The 18,770-nt window shown below is 72.1% G+C and carries 16 protein-coding genes; 4 read left to right on the top strand and 12 right to left on the bottom strand.

The genetic code is table 11. The annotated features are described in order from the left end of the window. Positions 1–823, bottom strand: an 823-nt coding sequence (locus tag C1J01_RS32810) for a serine/threonine-protein kinase (RefSeq protein WP_146615809.1), incomplete at its 3' end; no start/stop codon positions are given. Between the two features lie 226 nt (positions 824–1,049). Here C1J01_RS32810 and C1J01_RS32805 point away from each other — a divergent pair. Then, positions 1,050–2,471 carry an alpha/beta fold hydrolase gene (locus tag C1J01_RS32805; RefSeq protein WP_181449086.1) on the top strand — a complete coding sequence of 474 codons (1,422 nt, stop codon included), beginning with the start codon at positions 1,050–1,052 and terminating at the stop codon, positions 2,469–2,471. A gap of 158 nt (positions 2,472–2,629) precedes the next feature. Here the strand turns inward: C1J01_RS32805 and C1J01_RS32800 are convergent, their stop codons facing one another. The 10 genes from C1J01_RS32800 to C1J01_RS52560 all read right to left on the bottom strand — a co-directional run bounded on the left by C1J01_RS32800 (position 2,630) and on the right by C1J01_RS52560 (position 13,698). Next, on the bottom strand, positions 2,630–5,410 hold the full coding sequence (locus C1J01_RS32800; RefSeq protein WP_111182847.1) for a DUF5682 family protein: 2,781 nt from the start codon (positions 5,408–5,410) through the stop codon (positions 2,630–2,632). Beyond that, complete coding sequence (locus C1J01_RS32795) at positions 5,407–6,519, bottom strand: ATP-binding protein (RefSeq protein WP_111182846.1); 1,113 nt, start codon at positions 6,517–6,519, stop codon at positions 5,407–5,409. The genes C1J01_RS32800 and C1J01_RS32795 overlap by 4 nt, the downstream gene beginning before the upstream one ends. Positions 6,520–6,536: 17 nt before the next feature. Beyond that, a complete protein-coding gene (locus C1J01_RS32790) occupies positions 6,537–8,066 on the bottom strand; it encodes a vWA domain-containing protein (protein WP_220040216.1) in 1,530 nt (509 codons plus the stop codon). Continuing rightward, positions 8,063–9,460, bottom strand: a complete 1,398-nt coding sequence (locus C1J01_RS32785; RefSeq protein WP_111182845.1) for a hypothetical protein — start codon at positions 9,458–9,460, stop codon at positions 8,063–8,065. Before C1J01_RS32785 ends, C1J01_RS32790 begins: the two co-directional genes overlap by 4 nt. Next, entirely contained in the window at positions 9,460–9,951 is a 492-nt protein-coding gene (locus C1J01_RS32780) for a hypothetical protein (RefSeq protein WP_111182844.1), read from the bottom strand. Before C1J01_RS32780 ends, C1J01_RS32785 begins: the two co-directional genes overlap by 1 nt. Before the next feature lie 214 nt (positions 9,952–10,165). Next, positions 10,166–10,588, bottom strand: coding sequence for a cupin domain-containing protein (locus C1J01_RS32775; protein WP_111182843.1), 423 nt, complete (start codon positions 10,586–10,588; stop codon positions 10,166–10,168). 13 nt (positions 10,589–10,601) lie between these two features. Then, positions 10,602–11,417, bottom strand: a complete 816-nt coding sequence (locus C1J01_RS32770; RefSeq protein WP_111182842.1) for a phosphoenolpyruvate hydrolase family protein — start codon at positions 11,415–11,417, stop codon at positions 10,602–10,604. Then, complete coding sequence (locus C1J01_RS32765; RefSeq protein WP_111182841.1) at positions 11,414–12,646, bottom strand: Tm-1-like ATP-binding domain-containing protein; 1,233 nt, start codon at positions 12,644–12,646, stop codon at positions 11,414–11,416. Before C1J01_RS32765 ends, C1J01_RS32770 begins: the two co-directional genes overlap by 4 nt. 93 nt (positions 12,647–12,739) lie before the next feature. Continuing rightward, the gene (locus tag C1J01_RS32760; protein WP_111182840.1) at positions 12,740–13,078 is read right to left on the bottom strand and encodes a luciferase domain-containing protein; all 339 of its coding nucleotides are present in this window, start codon (positions 13,076–13,078) and stop codon (positions 12,740–12,742) included. A gap of 62 nt (positions 13,079–13,140) precedes the next feature. Beyond that, positions 13,141–13,698, bottom strand: coding sequence for a helix-turn-helix domain-containing protein (locus C1J01_RS52560; protein ID WP_111182839.1), 558 nt, complete (start codon positions 13,696–13,698; stop codon positions 13,141–13,143). Between C1J01_RS52560 and C1J01_RS52555 the strand changes: the two genes are divergently transcribed. After that, on the top strand, positions 13,669–14,130 hold the full coding sequence (locus tag C1J01_RS52555; RefSeq protein WP_235854826.1) for an aspartate/glutamate racemase family protein: 462 nt from the start codon (positions 13,669–13,671) through the stop codon (positions 14,128–14,130). The genes C1J01_RS52560 and C1J01_RS52555 overlap by 30 nt on opposite strands. A gap of 98 nt (positions 14,131–14,228) precedes the next feature. After that, on the top strand, positions 14,229–16,184 hold the full coding sequence (locus tag C1J01_RS32745; RefSeq protein WP_111182838.1) for a glycosyl hydrolase family 18 protein: 1,956 nt from the start codon (positions 14,229–14,231) through the stop codon (positions 16,182–16,184). A 46-nt stretch (positions 16,185–16,230) separates the two neighbouring features. Here the strand turns inward: C1J01_RS32745 and C1J01_RS32740 are convergent, their stop codons facing one another. Further along, entirely contained in the window at positions 16,231–17,082 is an 852-nt protein-coding gene (locus tag C1J01_RS32740) for an aldo/keto reductase (RefSeq protein ID WP_111182837.1), read from the bottom strand. Positions 17,083–17,236: 154 nt separating this feature from the next. On the opposite strand from C1J01_RS32740, the gene C1J01_RS32735 reads away from it, so the two are divergent. Then, a partial coding sequence (locus tag C1J01_RS32735) for a M28 family metallopeptidase (RefSeq protein WP_111182836.1) occupies positions 17,237–18,770 on the top strand: 1,534 nt, incomplete at its 3' end.

Genomic DNA, 18,770 nt, shown 5'->3' with positions numbered 1-18,770 from the left:
GTTCCCGGATGGTGGGCGGCGCGGCCGGGTGGGTGGTCAGGGCGTGGACGAGGGCGTCAGCGGTGAGGCGGCGGTCCGGGTTCTTGTCCAGGCAGGCCGCCACCAGAGGCCGCAGCGGCTCGGGCACCCCCGACACGTCGGGCTCGTCGTACAGGAGGGCGCGCAGCACCGCCGCCACCGAGTCCCCCGTGAACGGACGCCGTCCCGTCGCCGCGAACACCATCGTGGCGGCCCACCCGAACACGTCCGCAGCCGGCCCGATCGGCCCCATGTTCAGCTGCTCGGGCGCCATGAAGCCGGGTGTGCCGAACGCCCCGCTCTGAGTGACGACGTGGTCGAGCGCGTGGGAGATGCCGAAGTCGATCACGACGGGGCCCTCGGGCCCGAGGATGACGTTGCCGGGCTTGAAGTCGCGGTGCACTACCCCGGCGCGGTGGATGGCGGCCAGCGCCGTCGCGGTCGCCACGGCGAGCCGTTCGAGCCCGCCGCCGCTGCGCGGCCCCTGCGTGCGCACGACCCGGTCGAGGGGGTCGCCGGGGACGTATTCGCTGACGATGTACGGGCGGTCGTCGTGCATTCCGGTGTCGAGCACGCGCGCGGTGCAGAAGGGCGCGACCCGGCGGGCCAGCTCGACCTGGCGGAAGAATCTGCGGCGCCCCTCGGGGTCCTCCGACATGCGGGCGTTCAGCACCTTGATCGCCACTTCGCCGCCGGACGGGCTCAGCCCCAGGTAGACCGCCCCCTGCCCGCCCTCGCCGAGGAGCCCGGTGAGGCGGTAGCCGGCGACCTGACCGAGGTCGTCTCCCGAACGCGGACGAGACACTGCCCACTCTCCCCCATAAGCGGCAATAGCAGCATCGAATACTACGATTCAGCGCCATATCCGGATTACGCGGGTGGGGCGCATTAGCGGATTTAATCCGAAATTCACGAAAATGTTCATATAAAAGACATCGATCATTCCGCGTACGGAAACTAGTGCAGGCACTACCTCGCGAACGGGCCGCACCACCATGGAGACGCGCGCCCCGGCGCGCGAGCGTAGAAGCATGAATCTGATAGCGATCGGCGCGCTGCTCGGCGCGCTCACGGCGGTCCCCCAGGCGTCGGCGCAGCCCGCCTGGGGCCCCTGCGAAGGCGCCGAGCGGCCCAAGGACCTGCAGTGCTCGTCCGTCGAGGTGCCCGTGGACTGGGCGAAGCCGGACGGCCGTACGATCGACATCCGGATCGCCCGGCTGCCCGCCACCGGCGAAAGGATCGGGACGGTCTTCAGCATCCCCGGCGGGCCCGGCGGTTCGGGCATCGACGACCTCACCTACTACCGCGACAGCTTCACGGACCTGCGGAAACGGTTCGACGTGGTGAGCCTGGAGCCGCGCAACGCCGGCACGTTCGGGCGGCTGCCGCAGAAGTGCTTCACCACCGGCCCGTGGCTGACGCGGCCGGACACGCGCGGCGAGTACGCCCGGCTCGGGGTGAAGATCCGGCAGAACGCCCAGGAGTGCCGGAAGGTGGACCCCGAGTTCTTCGACCACCTCGACTCGGCGTCCGTGGCCCGCGACATCGACGCGATCCGCGCCTCGCTCGGGGAGACGCGGCTGAGCTTCATCGCCACCTCGTACGGCGGCGTCCCGGCGGTGGCGTACGCCCGGCTGTTCCCGGAGCGGATCAGGACCATGTACCTGGACGGCGCGGTCAACCAGCTGCGTGACGCGCCGGCCGACGCCCGGACGCGGTACCGCACGTACGAGGCGCAGTTCGAGCGGTTCGCGCGGTGGTGCGACACGTCGGACGTGTGCGGCGCGCCCGACGTGGCGGCGCACTGGCGGAAGCTGGTGGCCGCCGCCGACCGCAAGCCCATCCCCGTCAAGGGCGAGGACGCCACGTACAGCGGATTCGACCTGCAGGTGGCCGCGATGCCGCACCTGGTGGGCCCCGGACCGGCGCCCGAGTATCCGCGCTGGCGGCAGCTCGCCCAGGCCATCGCGACGGCCGAGCGCGGTGACGCCTCCGGGTTCGCCGGCTACGTCAAGGCCGGCACCGGCAGCCTCAAACCGCAGTCGTACGTCGGCATGAACGCCACGATGTGCGCCGACGGGCTGCGCTTCGACGGGTATCGCGAGTACCGGGCCGTGCGGGCGATGGGCGAGAAGGTCTCCCCGAACCTCGCCGGGATGGGGCTGTGGCACCGCCTCGGCTGCACCGGCTGGCCCGCCCCGGTCTCGAACCCGGCCGCGCCGCTGCCCTCCGGCCTGCCGCCGTTCCTCGGGGCCGGCACGTGGACCGACCACGACGACACGGCCGACATCGTCCGGCGCGTGCCGGGATCGGCGACGGTCCGCTTCGACGGACACGGCCACGGCCTCTACCTGACGGGCGACACCTGCACGATCGCCCACGCCAACGCGTACCTGACGGACCTACGCCTCCCCCCGTCCAACACCACCTGCCACCCCACCCCATCGAACTGACCCCAACACCCACCAGGGCCGGGAACGCACACCCCCCGGCCCACATCCATGCCCGGGCGAGGCGCGAGTTTGGTTACCCGTACCTCAGCCCCGGCGGAGCCGTGGCGAGGCCGGAGTGCCACCCCGACCGAGTCGGGGTGGCGGGATCCGGCAGGCGATCAGGCGAGCAGGGCCGCCAGGGCGGTGGCCGGTTCGGGGTGGTCGGCCAGGAGAGTGGTCACCTCCTGGGAGCCGGGCTCGCCGGTGAGCGGGAGCCACTCGCCCGTGCAGCCGAGCAGGGCCGCCACCGCGTCGCACGCCGCAGGGTGGCCCGCCAGCAGCTCGGCCGCGGGCCCGGCCGTCACCGGCGCGGCGCCGGTGACGGACGTTGCGGGCTTGGGGCGGGAGGTCCACGGCGGCACCCAGGCGTCCACGGCCGTCAGTGAGCCGGGGAACGTCCGCCCCGCCTCCCGGACGAGCGCCGGCATCAGCTCCCCCGCGCCGTCCCGCAGCGTGACGATCAGCTTGGGCAGCCACGGCAGCAGCACGGAGTCGGGCAGCCGCCCGAACGCCTTGGAGATCACCTCCACCACGAACCCGGACAGCGCCGGAGCCGGCTCCACCGCGTGCACGAACCCGACGACGTACTGCGGGAACGACGGGATCACCAGCGGGTTGCCCAGCAGCTCGTCGCAGCGGGCCCGCAGCTCGGCCAGCGGCAGCAGCCCGAGCTGGTGGCGGGCGGCCCACATCAGCGCCACCTTGGCCGGCGACTCCGGATGCGACTGTTGCACCGCGAGCTCCAGCTGGGCCCGGTCGCAGCCGAGCGCCAGCGCGAGGCTCTCCATCGTGAACAGGAACCCCAGCATGGCCGCGACCTGCCGCACACCGGTGTCGTCGTCGACGACGGCGGTCGGCAGCAGCGTGCAGTAGTGGGCGTAGCCGGCCGTGACGAACGCCTCGCACCAGGCCGGCAGCTCCGGCTCGCCCGCCCGGTAGTAGGCGAGCAGCCGCCGGATGCGGCGCAGCACCTCGGGCGCGTCGTCGACGCTGCGCTCGGACGCGAGCAGCTCCACCGCCCGCGCGCCCAGCTCGTCGGCGAAGCGGCGGCTGCCGAGGAACAGGATGGCGTCCTCGACCGCCGCCAGCGCGACGGCCGCGGTGGCCTTCGGGTCCCACACCGCGCGCCGCAGCCGCTGCTCCACCACCTGCTCGATGGTGACGCCCTCGTACCCCAGCTCGATGATCGAGCGCTGGTAGCGGCCGAGCGCGACGTCCCAGCTCTCCTGGATCGAGCGCTCGCCGAGCCGGCGCTCGCCCATGATGGGCCGCACCGCGTCGGACGGCAGCAGGTAGCGCAGCTTCCACAACACGTCGGAGCAGGGCGCGAGCTCTGGCTCGGCGTGCAGGTCGATCAGCGCCCGCTGGATCGTCCGTTTCTCCAGGTCGAGCCCGAGCGGGGCGAGCCGGTCGTAGACGTCCCTGGCCAGCGGCGGCATGGCGTCGTAGCCGACCTCGCCGAGCCGGTCGCCGCCGAGCAGGATCTCGCAGAGCCGCCGCACGTCGCGCCGCCCGGGGACGGCGTCCTTCTCGATGCACGTGACGGCGGCGTCCTGGAAGTCGTACGGGGTGGGTCTGGCCCGGTTGCGCATGCCCGCCAGCAGGATCGAGGTCTCGTAGACCGCGATCGCGTCGGCGGTGCTGGCCAGGTAGCCGTTGCGGCGGGCCAGCCGGACGATGTCGACGCACCACCCGAGCAGCTCCGCCTCGTCGAGCGCGTCCAGCGCGGGCGGCCTCGACAGGAAGCCGCTCAGCTTGTCGGCCGGCGGGCTCTGAGGCGCCGGCGCGGGCAGCTTGGCCGGACGCTTGCGGGCGCCCTTCTGCCCGGCCAGCTGGAACGGCTTCAGCCCGCCGCGCGTGAGCGCCTTGGACCAGGTGGCCGCCGCGATCGACACCGAGCCGGGCGCGAGGCCGAACTGCGCCTCGATGGCCGAGTGGCTGGACGGGATGAGGCCGTACAGCCAGGTCGTGCCCGTGCGCGGGCTGATCTCGTACGGGGCCGTGGACCTGAGGCCGAACTGCTCGACGCGGCTGGCGGCGTGGAAGGCGCCGCAGACGTACAGGCAGTCGGCCGGGTCGGTGCCGGAGGAGGCGAGGTGCTCGCGCATCCGCGTCCACATGTAGCGCTCACGGTCCTCGTCGACGGCCAGCCGGTCGCCGTCGGGGCGGAGCCGGCGGAACAGGCTGCCGATCAGCACCATGACCTGGCGGTAGGTGTCGTAGTCGGCCCCCGAGAGGGGCTGCTCGACGTATTGGTCCCACCACTCCGACCAGTGCCGCACCTTGCCGTGGTGCAGCAGGTGCTCCTCCAGCTCGGCGAAGCCGGGGCGCAGGTCGCCGATCTCGACGCCGACCGCGTCGCCGTGCAGGCCGGCGTCCTCACCGTGGTCACCGTGCTCGCCGTCGCGCTGGGGCTTCTCCTTGGGCAGCCACTGGTAGACGTGGTCGGTCGAGCGGTCGACCAGCACCAGCTCGACGCCCGGGGTGTCGAGCGCGTACGCGATGGCCTGGTATTCGGCGGACGCCTCGGTGATGGGCGCCACCACGCTGAGCGGCGCCCACTCCTTCGGGAACCCGTCGAGGTCGGTCGCGAACGCCTGCACGGCCACCGGCAGCCGGCAGTTGCGCAGCTCGGTGAGGAGCGGCTGCAGGTCTTCGCACAGCTCCAGGTAGATGACCTTCGGCTGCTTCTCGCGCAGCCTGCGCACCATCGCCAGCGCCGAGGCCGGCGAGTGGTGGCAGACCGGGAAGATCTCCAGCTCCTCGCGCAGCGCCCGGTCCACGTCGTCGACCAGCCCCGACAGGATGCCGGAGACCGCGACGGGGCCGCCCGCGAACTTCTCGGCGGCCTCGAGGAGCTGCCCGCGCAGCGCGCCGAAGGGGCTCGTCTCGTCGATCATGAGAGCGTGGAGATGGCCTCGCGGCCGCCCTCGAGGAACTCCGGCCAGAGCCCGCCGTCCTTCTTGCTGCGCGGCTCGACCACGCCGTGCCAGTACTTGTTGAGGATGGCGAGGTCTTCGGGGCTGCGCCGGGCCAGCGAGCCCACCAGGGAGCCGGCCAGCGTCTGGGCGCGCAGCACGCGGTCGCCGAAGAAGTGGCTGTGCAGGATGGCGTCCTCCAGCACGCCGATCTGCTCGGCCGTGGACAGCGCCGACTCCAGCTTCTCGTCGTCGCTGGTGGCCGAGGCCGCCGCCGAACGCAGGTCGGCGAAGCTCTGCAGCAGGATGTCGAGGAGCGTGGGCGGCAGGTCGAGCTCGATGCGGTGGCGGCGCAGCAGCTCTTCGGTGCGGAAGCGGACGATCTCCGCCTCGCTCTTCTTGTTGGTCACCACCGGGATGCGGACGAAGTTGAACCGCCGCTTCAGCGCCGACGACAGGTCGTTGACGCCGCGGTCGCGGCTGTTGGCGGTGGCGATGATGGAGAAGCCGGGCTGGGCGAAGACGATGTTGTCGTCGTCGAGCTCGGGGATGGAGACGTACTTCTCCGACAGGATCGAGATGAGGGCGTCCTGGACGTCGCTCGTCGAGCGGGTGAGCTCTTCGAAGCGGCCGATCACGCCGCGCTCCATCGCCGTCATGATCGGGGAGGGGATCATCGACTCGCGGGACTGCCCCTTGGCGATGACCATGGAGACGTTCCAGGAGTATTTGATGTGGTCCTCGGTGGTGCCGGCGGTGCCCTGCACGACGAGCGTGGAGTTGCGGGAGATGGCCGCGGCCAGCAGCTCGGCCAGCCAGCTCTTGCCGGTGCCGGGGTCGCCGATCAGCAGCAGGCCCCGGTCGGAGGCCAGGGTCACGATGCTGCGCTCGACGAAGCTGCGGTCGCCGAACCACTTCTGCGAAATCTCCCGGTCGAGCCCGTCGGAACGCTCGGAGCCGAGGATGAACAGCCGCACCATGCGCGGACTGAGCCGCCACGAGAACGGCTTGGGGCCGTCGTCGATCGACTCGAGCCAGTCGAGCTCTTCGGCGTACTTGACCTCTGCGGGGGCTCGCAGCATGTCACTCATGTCGAGGGGTCTCCTAGTCAGGCGAGGAAGTTCTTGAGCTCGAAGACGAGCTTCTTGATGTGGCCCGAGATCACCGGGGTGCCGAGGGCCTTGAATTTCTTGCGGAACCACGGGTCGACGCTCTCGACGCCGGAGCTGTTGACCGATCCGACCGGGATGAACTTCACCCCGGAGCGGTAGACGGCCTCGATGCCGTCGTACAGAGGCTGGGAGCGGTCGAACTCGTAGAAGTCGGAGATCCAGACCATCACGGTGTTGCGCGGGTCGCTGATCTTCGGACGGGCCATCGCCATCGCCACCGGCCCGTCGTTGCCGCCGCCCAGGTTGGTGCGCAGCAGCACCTCGAACGGGTCGTGCACCCACGGCGTCAGGTCGATCGCCCGGGTGTCGTAGGCGATGAGATGGACGTCGACCTTGGGCAGACCGGCGAAGATCGAGGCCAGGATGGTGCAGTTGACCATCGAGTCGACCATCGAGCCCGACTGGTCGACGACCACGATCAGCTTGGCCGGGGTGGTCCGGCGGGCGGTCTGCTTGTAGAAGAGCCGGTCGACGTAGAGGCGCTCGTCCTCCGGGCTCCAGTTGGGGAGGTTCTTCCAGATCGTGCGGTCGATGTCGAGGTTGCGGAAGACCCGCTTCGGCGGCACCGACCGGTCGATGACGCCGGCGCTGGTCTGCTCCACCTGAGTGCGCAGCACCTCGGCGACCTCGTCGACGTATCGGCGGATGAGCGCCTTGGCGTTGGCCAGCGCGACGCCCGACAGGTTGGACTTGTCGCGCAGGAGCTGCTCGATGAGCGACATGCTGGGCGTGAGCTGCCTGGCCAGAGCCGGGTCGGCGAGCACCTCGCGCAACCGCATCCGCTTGACCAGGTCGCCTTCGAGCGCCGCGAGGACCTTGGCCAGCTCGGCGTCGCCCGGGCCCCAGCCGAGGCCGCTGCCCCGCCCGCCGAACAGCCCGCCAGGATGCCCGGGCCGCCCGTCGTCGTGCCCGCCGGGCTGCCCGTCGCCCTGGCCGGGCCGGCCGCCGTCCAGCTCGCCGGACTGGCCGCTCTGGCCGCCGCTCTGGCCGGCGGGCTGCCCGCGGCGCAGCCCGCCGGCCTCGCAGCCCATCCCGCGCTCGAACCAGGCCACGTCCTTCTTCCAGCTCTCCAGCTGTGCGGCGGTGACGTTGCCCGAACCGGTCGAGAACACGTTGAGCAGCAGCTTGGAGACGAGGGCCGCGCGGCGCACCTCGCCGCTGCGCTCGTGATCGCTCCCGGTCATGAGGCCGTCGAACTCGGCCCCCAGCTCAGGGAAGCGCTGCACCAGGTTGTCGACCGACACTCCCGGGTCGAGCAGCGCCGGCGGCAAGCCGAGGTCGCCGACGATGCCGAGGCTGGCGTTCTCCAGCGTGGGCTGCTCGTCGGGCCCGAAGAGCCGCGACAGCAGCCGCCAGTAGAGCACCTGCCTCCTGCTCTCGTCGGCGCTCTGCCGCTCGCCGGCGGCCGTTGATCCGGACTGCCGGACGGTCGGGGTCTCGGTGGGCAGGCTGTTGTGGTCGGTCATTTCCGCAGCAGCCGTCCTGCGCGTTCCCGCAGCACGGCGACGACGTCGCCGGCCCTGGCCTCGGCCTTGACCACCTTGGGGTCGGTGGGGCCCAGCGCCCAGTCTCCGGTGTGCACGGCGACCGGCTTCTTCTTCACCGTCGCCTGCACGCCGAGCGGCTGCACGGACCACTGCCCGGCGTCCCAGCGCAGCAGCCCGACGCACGCCGTCGAGGCGGCCACCAGCTCGGGGGTGAGCGGCCCGCAGGACGGCAGCCGGTCGAGGTCGACGCGGACGGTGTTGCCGCCCAGGGCGAGCGTCCGGCCGTCGACCGTGTAGCCCTCCAGGAGGACGGGCTCGGCGATGCGTACGGGGTGGCGGTCGAGCGGCGTCACCGGCGTCGCGGTGGCCGCGGCGAGCTGGACCCGGGCGATGGCGAACGGGTCGGCCTCCTCCGCCGCGCTCGCGCGGTCGTCGTGCCAGACGAGGTCGCCGCCCGGCAGCAGCGGCATGCCGGTGATCTCGACGGCGAGGTGGCCGGCCAGCGCCCCCATCAGCACGGGATGCCCGGACAGCAGCCGCCACACGGTGGGGCCGACGATGGTGTCGACCTTGGCGGCGGCCACGCTCGCGCGGACCAGCCTGGACGGAGCGCCGCCCGCCGGTTCGAGCACGCCGTGGACCTGCACCCGGACGGCGGTGGCGTGCTCATGCACGTCGGAGCCCAGGATGAGCAGCCGGCCCGACACCGGCTCGGCCTCGCCCTGCCACGGGCCCTTCTGGGCGAGCAGCAGCGCGCGCGTCCACAGGTCGGCCCACCGGCGGGCCGGCAGGCGGTCCATCATGGCGACCGGGCTCGACGCGCGCAGCTCGGCGGCCAGGCCGTCGAGCAGCACCGCGAGCCCCCGCAGCTCGGGCACGCCGAGCAACGCCTCGATCGCCTGGTCGGCGGAGGACACCAGCTCGTGGTCGACACCCCGCCAGCCCACGATCGCCAGCTCCCGCAACCACCCCCGGCATCCGGCCAGCAGATTCGTCACCTGCCCATCGGCGGCAGGACCTGCCGCGCCGCTCACGTCCACGGGGGCGCGGGTGCGGCCGAGGGACGTGTCGAGGCGGGCGAGGAGGGCGTCGTGCACCGAGCCGAGCAGGGCGGCGCGCGCACCGGCCAGGGCGGCCAGATGGTCGTCGCCCACCGATCCTGCGGTCACCTTCTCGACGGCCTCGCCGACGCGCTCCCCCAGGGGGGTGCCTGCGAGCGCGCCCGCCAGGGCGGCCAGCGCCGCGGCGGGCTCCTCGCCGATGCGGGCCAGCCCGCGGGCGAGCGCGTCGTCGAAGCCCGTCACCAGGTCGAGCGCCTCGCCGGCCCCCGCGGGCACCTCGGCGAGTAACTGACCAAGCTGTACGTCAAGCATCAGCTCACCGCTCCTGTCGCCGGGAACCAGTGGAGCTCGGGCAGCGGGTCGGAGCTGCCGGGGACCTCCAGGTAGGCCAGATGGCGCAGGAAGCGGCTGAACACGACGGCCGCGGGTGTGCGCTCGGGCTGACCGTCGACGTGGGCCATCAGCCGATCGCCCTCGGGAACCTCGACCCGCAGGTAGCGGGCCACCCGGTCGAGGCCGTACTGCACGACCGCCTCATCGGCCAGTGCCTGGATGTGTTTGCAGGCGGAGCCGTAGAGCCCGCCGCACGGCCGGTTGTTGTTGGTGCTGCAGCTCAGCGCGTGCGTGCCGGCGGTGATCGAGGAGACGTAGACCCGCTCGATGTCGGATCCGCTCGACACGACCCCCTGCAGCCGGCCGTCGGCGAGCTCGACGAAGGGCACCTTCGCCAGCTTGCGCGGCCGTACGGGCGGCACCAGCCGCACCACGCTGCGCTGCTCCCACGCGGTTTCGTCCGCGTCCACGACCTCAGAACCTCCCGCCCCAGCCGCGTCATGAGCGCAGGCGGGATTGCCCGCGCCTTCGCGAACGGCTGATCAATGATCCGGGAACCTACCTGAGGCGGCCGACAAAATCTGATCAACGACGAGAGCCGACCGCGTCGACGATCGGCCCGCCCGCTCTTCGCGCCGGCGCGTGACTCCGGCACTACTTTCCGCACCCGTGGGGCGCCGCCCGTCACTCCGGCTTGACGTCGGCCACCGCCCAGGTGGGGTGCTCGCCGGGCGCCAGCTCGGCGAAGCCGGGCAGGTCGCGCAGCGCCTCCTCGGCCCCGCCGGGGGTGTACGTGGCGATGATCCGCATCGGCCGCCACCCGGTGTTGAACGTCGAGTGCATGGTGCCCATGGGGATCCAGATGGCGTCGCCGGCCCTGACCGCGAACTCGGGCCCGTCGCCGACCGTCTGCCGCCCCTCGCCCTCGATGACGTAGAGGACCTCGTCGGAGTGCGGGTGCTGGTGGCGGTCGTGCCCCTTGTTCGGGTTGATCACCACCTCGCCGAACGTGGAGGACGCGCCCGGCACGCCGGACGGCGACACGTGCCACTTGATCGAGCCCCAGTCGAAGACCATCGTCGGCACGGAGTCCGGTGGGCGGTGCATGGCGGTTCCCCTTTCACAGGCTCTTGAAGGCGCGGAGCTGGTCGGCGATGGCGCGTTCCGCGGGCAGCCGTTCCATCGAGGAGGCCCCGAAGAAGCCGGCGATCCCGGTGGTGCGTTCCTGGATGAAGCGGACGTCGTCCGGCTCGGCGATGGGCCCGCCGTGGCACAGGACGATGACGTCGGGGTTCACGGCCACGGCGGCGTCGTGCATCTCCTGGACGCGTACGGCCGACTCCTCGAGGGTGAGGGCGGTCTTGGCGCCGATGCTGCCCTTCGTCGTCAGCCCCATGTGCGGCACGAGGATGTCGGCCCCCGCCTGCGCCATGGCCGTGGCCTGCTCGGGGGTGAACACGTACGGGGCGGTCAGCAGGCCGCGCTCGGCGGCCAGCCGGATCATGTCGACCTCCAGGCCGAACCCCATGCCGGTCTCCTCCAGGTTCGCCCGGAAGACGCCGTCGATGAGGCCGACGGTGGGGAAGTTCTGGACGCCGGTGAAGCCCGTCCGGGCCAGCTCGTCCAGGAACTGCGGCATGAGCCGGAACGGGTCGGTGCCGCAGACCCCGGCCAGCACGGGGGTGTCCCTGACGACCGGCAGCACCTCGCCGGCCATCTCCACCACGATGGCGTTGGCGTCGCCGTACGGCAGCAGCCCGGCCAGGGAGCCGCGCCCGGCCATGCGGAAGCGGCCGGAGTTGTAGATGATGATCAGGTCCACGCCGCCGGCCTCGGCCGCCTTGGCGGACAGCCCCGTGCCGGCGCCGGCCCCGATGATCAGCCGGCCGGCCTTCCGCTCGGCGCGGAGCCTGCCGAGCGCCTCGTCGCGATTCATACGGCCCCTTTCTGGATCAGTTCGTGCAGGCGTTCCGCGGCGGCGACCGCGAACCCCTGGTCGTTGACGGCCTCCTCGCTCTCCACCACCTGCACGTCGCTGCCCGCCACGGCGCGCAGCACGGCCTCGAAGCAGGCGGCGTCGGCCTCCGGATCGTGGAACGGCCCGCCCGGGACGTCCACGGCGGACACCCCGCCGCGCGGGACGAACAGCGCGACCGGCCCGCGGGCGGCGGCCAGCTTCTCGCCGATGACGCGGCCGATCTCGGCGCACTCCTCCGGGGTGGTGCGCATCAGCGTCACGGTCGGGTTGTGCACGAGCAGCCGCCGGTCGCGGAAGTGCTCGGGGACGGTGTCCATCGGCCCGAAGTTCACCATGTCGACCGCGCCGAGGCTGACGACCTGCGGCACGCCGGCGGCGCCCGCGGCGGTCAGGCGGTCGGGGCCGGCCGACAACACGCCGCCGACCAGCTCGTCGGCCAGCTCGGTGGTGGTCAGGTCGAGCACCCCGGCGAAGTGTCCCCCGGCGGCGAGCGCCTCCATGGCCCGGCCGCCGGAGCCGGTGGCGTGGAAGACGAGCACCTCGTAGCCGAGCTCCTCCAGCCGGGCGCGGGCGGCGTCGACGGCGGGCGTGGTGACGCCGAACATCGTGGCGGCGACCAGCGGCCTGTCCTCGCCCGCGGGCCCGGCGGCCCGGCGCTGGTCGTGGGCGGCGGCCATCGCGGCGATCGCCGCGGCGGCGTTGCCGAGGATCTGGCGGGAGATCGAGTTGAGCCCGGCGATGTCGACGACGCTGTACATGAGCGTCACGTCGCTCTGCCCGACGTACGCCGAGACGTCGCCGCCCACCATGGTGGAGACGAGCAGCTTGGGCAGGCCGACGGGCAGCACCCGCATGGCGGCGGCCGCGATCGACGAGCCGCCGCTGCCGCCGAGCGCGAGCACGCCGCCGATCCGCCCGCGCTCGTACAGGTCGCGGGCGACGGCCGCGGCGCCGTCGGCCATCGCGCGCAGGGCGGCGCCGCGGTCTCCGGCCCGCCACAACCGTTCCAGGTCGGCCCCGCCGGCCGCGGCGACGGCTTCGGGGCCGATGTCGGCGGCGAGCGAGGCGCCGCCCATGACGCCGGCGTCGACCAGCACGACCTCCTGTCCCGCCGCCGTGACGAGGTCGCGTACGTAGGCGTACTCGCCGCCCTTGGTGTCGAAGGTCCCGAGCAACAACACGGCCATGCGTGACCACCTCTCAGAGCCCCGGTTCGCACATGGGTGCTTGCCCCGCGGTGAGCCCGGATACGCCTGATTCAGGGGGCGTGCGCCTTTGGTTCAGGGGGCGTGCGCCTTGATCGCCACGCTCGTGAGGGCCAGCAGCAGCTCGAGGTCGGGCTCCGCGTCGACCTCGACGGTCACCCAGGCGCCGTCGGCGCAGGCGTGCACCTGGTCGCAGGCGTCGAGGTAGGGGCCGAGGCGGCCGATCGCCGGGGCGGTCAGGCGGACCTGCACCTCGTCGGCGCCGCTCTGCCGGACGATCTCGGTGCCGCGTACGGCGAAGACCGCGCCGCGCCGGGTGTCGCTCACCACCAGCGCGGGCCACGAGCGAAGCTCCGCCACCGCCCTGGCCACGTAGGGGCCTCGGGGTGCGGTGGTCCGCCGCCAGGCGGCCATCCCTGCCACACCCCCATGCTGAGGCACGACGCCCGGTCACGTCACCAGCCGTTCCGCAACCGTTATCCGCGGGGTCGGCGGTGGACGATGAGCCAGGTGGCGACGGCCGGCACGGTGGCGGAGCGGTTGCCGATGATGTGCGGCCGGTCGCACGGGAACGTGAACGAGTCGCCCTCGGCCGGCGTGACGACCTCCGACTCGAACTCGATGGTGAGCTCCCCGGCCGTCACCGTGCCGATCTCGTACCCTTCGTGCCGCAGGAAGCGGCCGTGGGCGGCGGAGGACGCGCGCGGCGGGTACGTGGACTCGAAGAACTCCACGTCGGGCGAGGGCCCGGGCGACAGCCGGCGGAACGTCACCCCGCCGCCCAGCCGGATCGTCGCGACCTCCGCCGCCCGTCTGATCCCGAACGCCGGCGTCTCGCCCTGGACGGGCTCCTCGAACACGGCGGCGAGCGGCACCCCGATGGCCGACACGTACGCGATGAGGCGGCTCACCGAGGGCTGCATGGTGCCCCGCTCGATCTGCGACACCGCGCCTGCTTCGGCGACCCGGGCCTGGACGCCGCCCGCGAGCTCGCCACCGGCCCGGTGATCGGGACCGCGGAGGCCGCCGTGCACACCGCGACCCTGCTCGGGCGCGGGTTCAGCGTGGTGACGACGCTGTCCAGGACGGTCGGCCGGGCCTGGGACCTGGCCCACCGCTACGGTTTCGCCGCCGCCTGCCGGGGCGTGCACGCCTGCGACATCCCGGTGCTCGGCCCGGAGGACCCGGCGGCCCGCACGGCGGTCACCGAGCTGTGCGCCGCGGCCGTCGAACGCGACGGTAGCGACGCGGTCGTGCTGGGCTGCGCGGGCATGGCGGACTTCTGCGCCGAGGTGGCGCGCGACGGGCGTGCCGGTGATCGACGGGGTGACGGCGGCCACCCGACCGGCCGAGTCGATGGTGGCGCTCGGGCTGAGGACGAGCGCGCGCGGCGAGTACGCCCGGCCGCGCCCGAAGGCGTACACGGGTTTGCTGCGCGACTTCACCATCTGACGGATCCGTATTGACGGCCTCGTGGGCAGGGTTTACCGTCTCAATTTAAAGGAAACTTTCCTAATAGTTTCCTGACATCCCACCCCCCCGTCGACCGGATGTCGGAGCAGTCATGAGACGAACCATCCTGAGCAAGGTCATCGCCGGGCTGGCGGCCTTGGTGCTGCCGCTCACCGCGGCGGTCGCCGCCCCGGCCCCCGCCACCGCCGCCGCCGTCCAGGGAGTCTTCGCCGACTGGGCGCCGTGGACGTCGTACGCCGCGGGCACGCGCGTGACGTACGACGGCGTCGAGTACGAGTGCGTCCAGGCGCACACGTCCCAGCCCGGCTGGGAGCCGCCGAACGTCCCGGCCCTGTGGAAGGCCGCCACCGGCGGCGGCGACGACACCACCGCGCCCAGCGTGCCGGGCAACCTCCGCACGACCGGCGTCACCGGCACCACCGTCACGCTCGCGTGGAACGCCGCCACCGACAACGTCGCCGTCACCGGCTACGAGCTCTACCGCGGCACCACCCTCGTCACCACCGTCACCGGCACCACCCACACCGACACCGGCCTGACCGCCGGCACCGCCTACACCTACACCGTCCGAGCCCGCGACGCCGCCGGCAACCGCTCCGCGGCCAGCACCCCCGTCACCGCCACGACCACGGGCGGCGGCGACGACACCACCGCGCCCAGCGTGCCGGGCAACCTCCGCTCCACCGGCGCGACCGGCACCACCGTCACGCTCGCGTGGAACGCCGCCACCGACAACGTCGCCGTCACCGGCTACGAGCTCTACCGCGGCACCACCCTCGTCACCACCGTCACCGGCACCACCCACACCGACACCGGCCTGACCGCCGGCACCGCCTACACCTACACCGTCCGAGCCCGCGACGCCGCCGGCAACCGCTCCGCGGCCAGCACCCCCGTCACGGTCAGGACCACCGGCGGGAACGGCGGCGGTGGCGACAAGGTGCTGGGCTACTTCGTGCAGTGGGGCGTCTACCAGCGGGGCTACCACGTCAAGAACATTGACACCAGCGGCTCGGCGGCCAAGCTGACCCACATCAACTACGCCTTCGGCAACGTCCAGAACGGGCAGTGCACGATCGGCGACAGCTACGCCGACTACGACCGCTTCTACCAGGCGAACGAGAGCGTGGACGGCGTCGCCGACACCTGGGACGCCGGCGCGCTGCGCGGCAACTTCAACCAGCTGCGCAAGCTCAAGGCCAAGCACCCGCACCTGAAGGTGCTGTTCTCCTTCGGCGGCTGGACGTGGTCCGGCGGCTTCGCCCAGGCCGCCCAGAACCCGGCCGCGTTCGCCGAGTCCTGCTACCGGCTGGTCGAGGACCCGCGCTGGGCGGACGTCTTCGACGGCATCGACATCGACTGGGAGTACCCGAACGCCTGCGGTCTGACCTGTGACACCAGCGGGCCGGCCGCGTTCAGGAACCTCATGTCGGCGCTGCGCGCCCGCTTCGGCTCCGGCAACCTGGTCACCGCCGCCATCACCGCCGACGGCACGGAGGGCGGCAAGATCGACGCGGCCGACTACGCCGGCGCGGCGCAGTACGTCGACTGGTACAACGTCATGACGTACGACTTCTTCGGCGCCTGGGCGCCGCAGGGCCCGACGGCCCCGCACTCGCCGCTCACGTCCTACTCCGGCATCCCGACCGCGGGCTTCCACTCCGACAGCGCGATCCAGAAGCTCAAGAGCAAGGGCGTGCCGGCGAGCAAGCTGCTGCTCGGGATCGGCTTCTACGGCCGCGGCTGGACGGGCGTCACGCAGGCCGCGCCCGGCGGCACGGCCACGGGTGCCGCGCCGGGGACGTACGAGCAGGGCATCGAGGACTACAAGGTGCTCAAGACCCGCTGCCCGGCCACCGGCACGGTCGCGGGCACCGCGTACGCGCACTGCGGCAACCAGTGGTGGAGCTACGACACGCCGGCCACGATCGGCGGCAAGATGGGCTACGCGCAGGACCAGGGCCTCGGTGGCGCCTTCTTCTGGGAGCTCAGCGGCGACACCACCGACGCCGAACTCCTCACGGCCATGAAGAACGGCCTGAGCTGACCGATGCGGACGTCCGGCCCTCCGCGGAGGAGGGCCGGACGTCCCGTCAGAGGCCGCCGAGCTCGTCCAGCTGCTCGGGCGTCAGCGACACGGTGGAGGCGGCCAGGTTCTCCTCCAGGTGCGCGACGGACGAGGTGCCGGGGATCGGCATGGTCACCGGCGAGTGGGCCAGCAGCCAGGCCAGGCTGACCTGGGCGGGCGTGGCGCCGAGAGCCTTGGCGACGTGCTCGACCGGGCTGCCGGGCCCGGCCAGACTGCCCTTGCCGATCGGGCTGTACGGGATGAACGCGATGCCCTCCCGCTCACAGTGCCGCAGCACGCCCTCGGAGGCCCGGTTGGTGAGGTTGTAGCGGTTCTGCACGCTGACGATCTCGGCGACGCGCCGCGCCTGCTCCAGCTGTTCGACGCTCACCTCCGACAGGCCGATGGCGGCGATCTTGCCCTCGTCCTGGAGGGCCTTGAGCTCACCGACCTGGTCCTCCAGCGGCACCTCGGGGTCGACCCGGTGCAGCTGGAGCAGGTCGAGCCGCTCCACGCCGAGCCGGCGCAGGCTCATCTCGACCTCCTGCCGCAGGTACGCGGGCCGTCCCACCGCGTGCCACTCGCCCGGCCCGGTGCGCACGAACCCGGCCTTGGTCGCGATCAGCAACCCCTCCGGGTACGGGTGCAGCGCCTCGCGGATGATCTCCTCGCTGACGTAGGGCCCGTAGGAGTCGGCCGTGTCGATGAGGTCGACGCCGAGCTCGACGACCCGGCGCAGGACCCGCAGGGCCTCGTCGTGGTCGCGCGGCGGCCCCCACACGCCCGGCCCGGTGAGGCTCATCGCTCCGAACCCGAGCCGGTGCACGGTCTTTCCGCCGATGGTGAGCGTGCCCGTGGACGCCAGATCTATGGACATGGGGTTCCCCGTTTCGTACTCCGAGGTGGGCCGTTTCCGGTCCGTGATGTAACGGATATGCGGTTCAATCTTCCCTATTTCCCTATTCATCAATACGTTTCCGGCTACGCGCGTATTTATGACCTGGGTCACCCTTCACCTTCGAGGAGCAACCATGCGTTCCCGACTGCGCAAGGGCGTGCTCGGCGCGATCACCGCCGTGGCCGTGGCGGTGTCGCCGCTTGCCTTCACCGGCACGGCGAGCGCCGCACCCAACAACAATTCCGTCCGCAAGCTGGTCAAGGCCGTCAAGGGCGAGAACGTCAAGAAGCACCTGAAGGCGTTACAGGCGATCGCCACCGCCAACGACGGGACCCGCGTGTCCGGCACCCCGGGCTACGACGCCTCCCGCGACTACGTGGCCCGCAAACTGCGCGCCGCCGGATACAAGGTGACGATCCAGCCGTTCGAGTTCACCTTCAGCGGGTACGTCACCCCGCCGGTGCTGCGGCAGAGCAGCCCGGCGCAGAAGACGTACACCTACGGGTTCTTCGCCGACTACGTGGCGATGGCCGAATCGCCCGAGGGGTCGGTGACCGGCACCGTCCAGGCCGTGGACCTGACCCTGCCGCCGGGGCCGGAGAACACCTCGACCTCGGGCTGCGAGCCGAGCGACTTCGACGGCTTCGTGGCCGGGAACATCGCGCTCATGCAGCGCGGCGTCTGCAACTTCCGCGTCAAGGTGGACAACGCCATGGCCGCCGGCGCCTCGGCCGTCATCATCTTCAACGAGGGGCAGACCGGCCGTACCGAGGTGGACCTCAACCCGTCGCTCGGCGGGCCGGGCGTGACCGTTCCCTCGTTCTTCACCAGCTTCGCGGTCGGCCAGGAGCTCGCCGCCGCCCCCGGCACCACGGTCACGATGAACTGGGACCCGATCGTGGAGCAGCGGACCACCTACAACGTGATCGCCGACAGCAGGAAGGGCGACCCGGACAACGTGGTCATGCTCGGCGCGCACCTGGACAGCGTCCAGGAGGGGCCCGGCATCAACGACAACGGCTCCGGCAGCGCGGGCGTCCTCGAGGTCGCCCTGCAGCTCGCCAAGACCAAGCCGAAGAACCAGATGCGCTTCGCCTTCTGGGGCGCCGAGGAGTTCGGCCTGCTGGGCTCCGACCACTACGTGGCCAACCTGTCGGAGGAGGAGCGGGCCAAGATCGCGCTGTACCTGAACTTCGACATGATCGCCTCGCCGAACTACACGTTCGGGATCTACGACGGTGACGGCGACGCGTTCGGCACCGCCGGGCCCGCCGGGTCGGACGTGATCGAGGAGGACTTCGAGAAGTTCTTCGCCGGGCGCGGGCTGCCGTACACGGCGACGGCGTTCACCGGGCGCTCCGACTACGGTCCGTTCATCGCGGTCGGGATCCCGTCGGGCGGCCTGTTCACCGGGGCCGAGGTGCTCAAGACCGAGGAAGAGGCCGAGATCTTCGGCGGCACCGCCGGCATCCCGCTCGACCCGTGCTACCACAGCGTCTGCGACACCATCCAGAACGTCAACGACCACGCGCTGGACGTGAACTCCGACGCCATCGCCACCCTGGCGGCCACGTACGCGTTCGACACGGGCACCATCGGCGCCACCACCCCCGCCCCCGCGCCGCGTGCGGCCAAGACCACCGCCGACCACACCCACACCCACAAGC

It is taken from the genome of Nonomuraea aridisoli, assembly GCF_003236395.1.
Classification (GTDB): domain Bacteria; phylum Actinomycetota; class Actinomycetes; order Streptosporangiales; family Streptosporangiaceae; genus Nonomuraea; species Nonomuraea aridisoli.
This window is presented reverse-complemented; position numbering and strand designations above follow the sequence as displayed.

Coding starts and splice junctions, on each gene's coding strand:
- C1J01_RS32805 (WP_181449086.1), top strand. CDS start 1,050: ATGAATCTGATAGCGATCGGCGCGCTGCTCGGCGCGCTCACGGCGGTC.
- C1J01_RS32800 (WP_111182847.1), bottom strand. CDS start 5,410: ATGATCGACGAGACGAGCCCCTTCGGCGCGCTGCGCGGGCAGCTCCTC.
- C1J01_RS32795 (WP_111182846.1), bottom strand. CDS start 6,519: ATGAGTGACATGCTGCGAGCCCCCGCAGAGGTCAAGTACGCCGAAGAG.
- C1J01_RS32790 (WP_220040216.1), bottom strand. CDS start 8,066: ATGACCGACCACAACAGCCTGCCCACCGAGACCCCGACCGTCCGGCAG.
- C1J01_RS32785 (WP_111182845.1), bottom strand. CDS start 9,460: ATGCTTGACGTACAGCTTGGTCAGTTACTCGCCGAGGTGCCCGCGGGG.
- C1J01_RS32775 (WP_111182843.1), bottom strand. CDS start 10,588: ATGCACCGCCCACCGGACTCCGTGCCGACGATGGTCTTCGACTGGGGC.
- C1J01_RS32770 (WP_111182842.1), bottom strand. CDS start 11,417: ATGAATCGCGACGAGGCGCTCGGCAGGCTCCGCGCCGAGCGGAAGGCC.
- C1J01_RS32765 (WP_111182841.1), bottom strand. CDS start 12,646: ATGGCCGTGTTGTTGCTCGGGACCTTCGACACCAAGGGCGGCGAGTAC.
- C1J01_RS32760 (WP_111182840.1), bottom strand. CDS start 13,078: ATGGCCGCCTGGCGGCGGACCACCGCACCCCGAGGCCCCTACGTGGCC.
- C1J01_RS32745 (WP_111182838.1), top strand. CDS start 14,229: ATGAGACGAACCATCCTGAGCAAGGTCATCGCCGGGCTGGCGGCCTTG.
- C1J01_RS32740 (WP_111182837.1), bottom strand. CDS start 17,082: ATGTCCATAGATCTGGCGTCCACGGGCACGCTCACCATCGGCGGAAAG.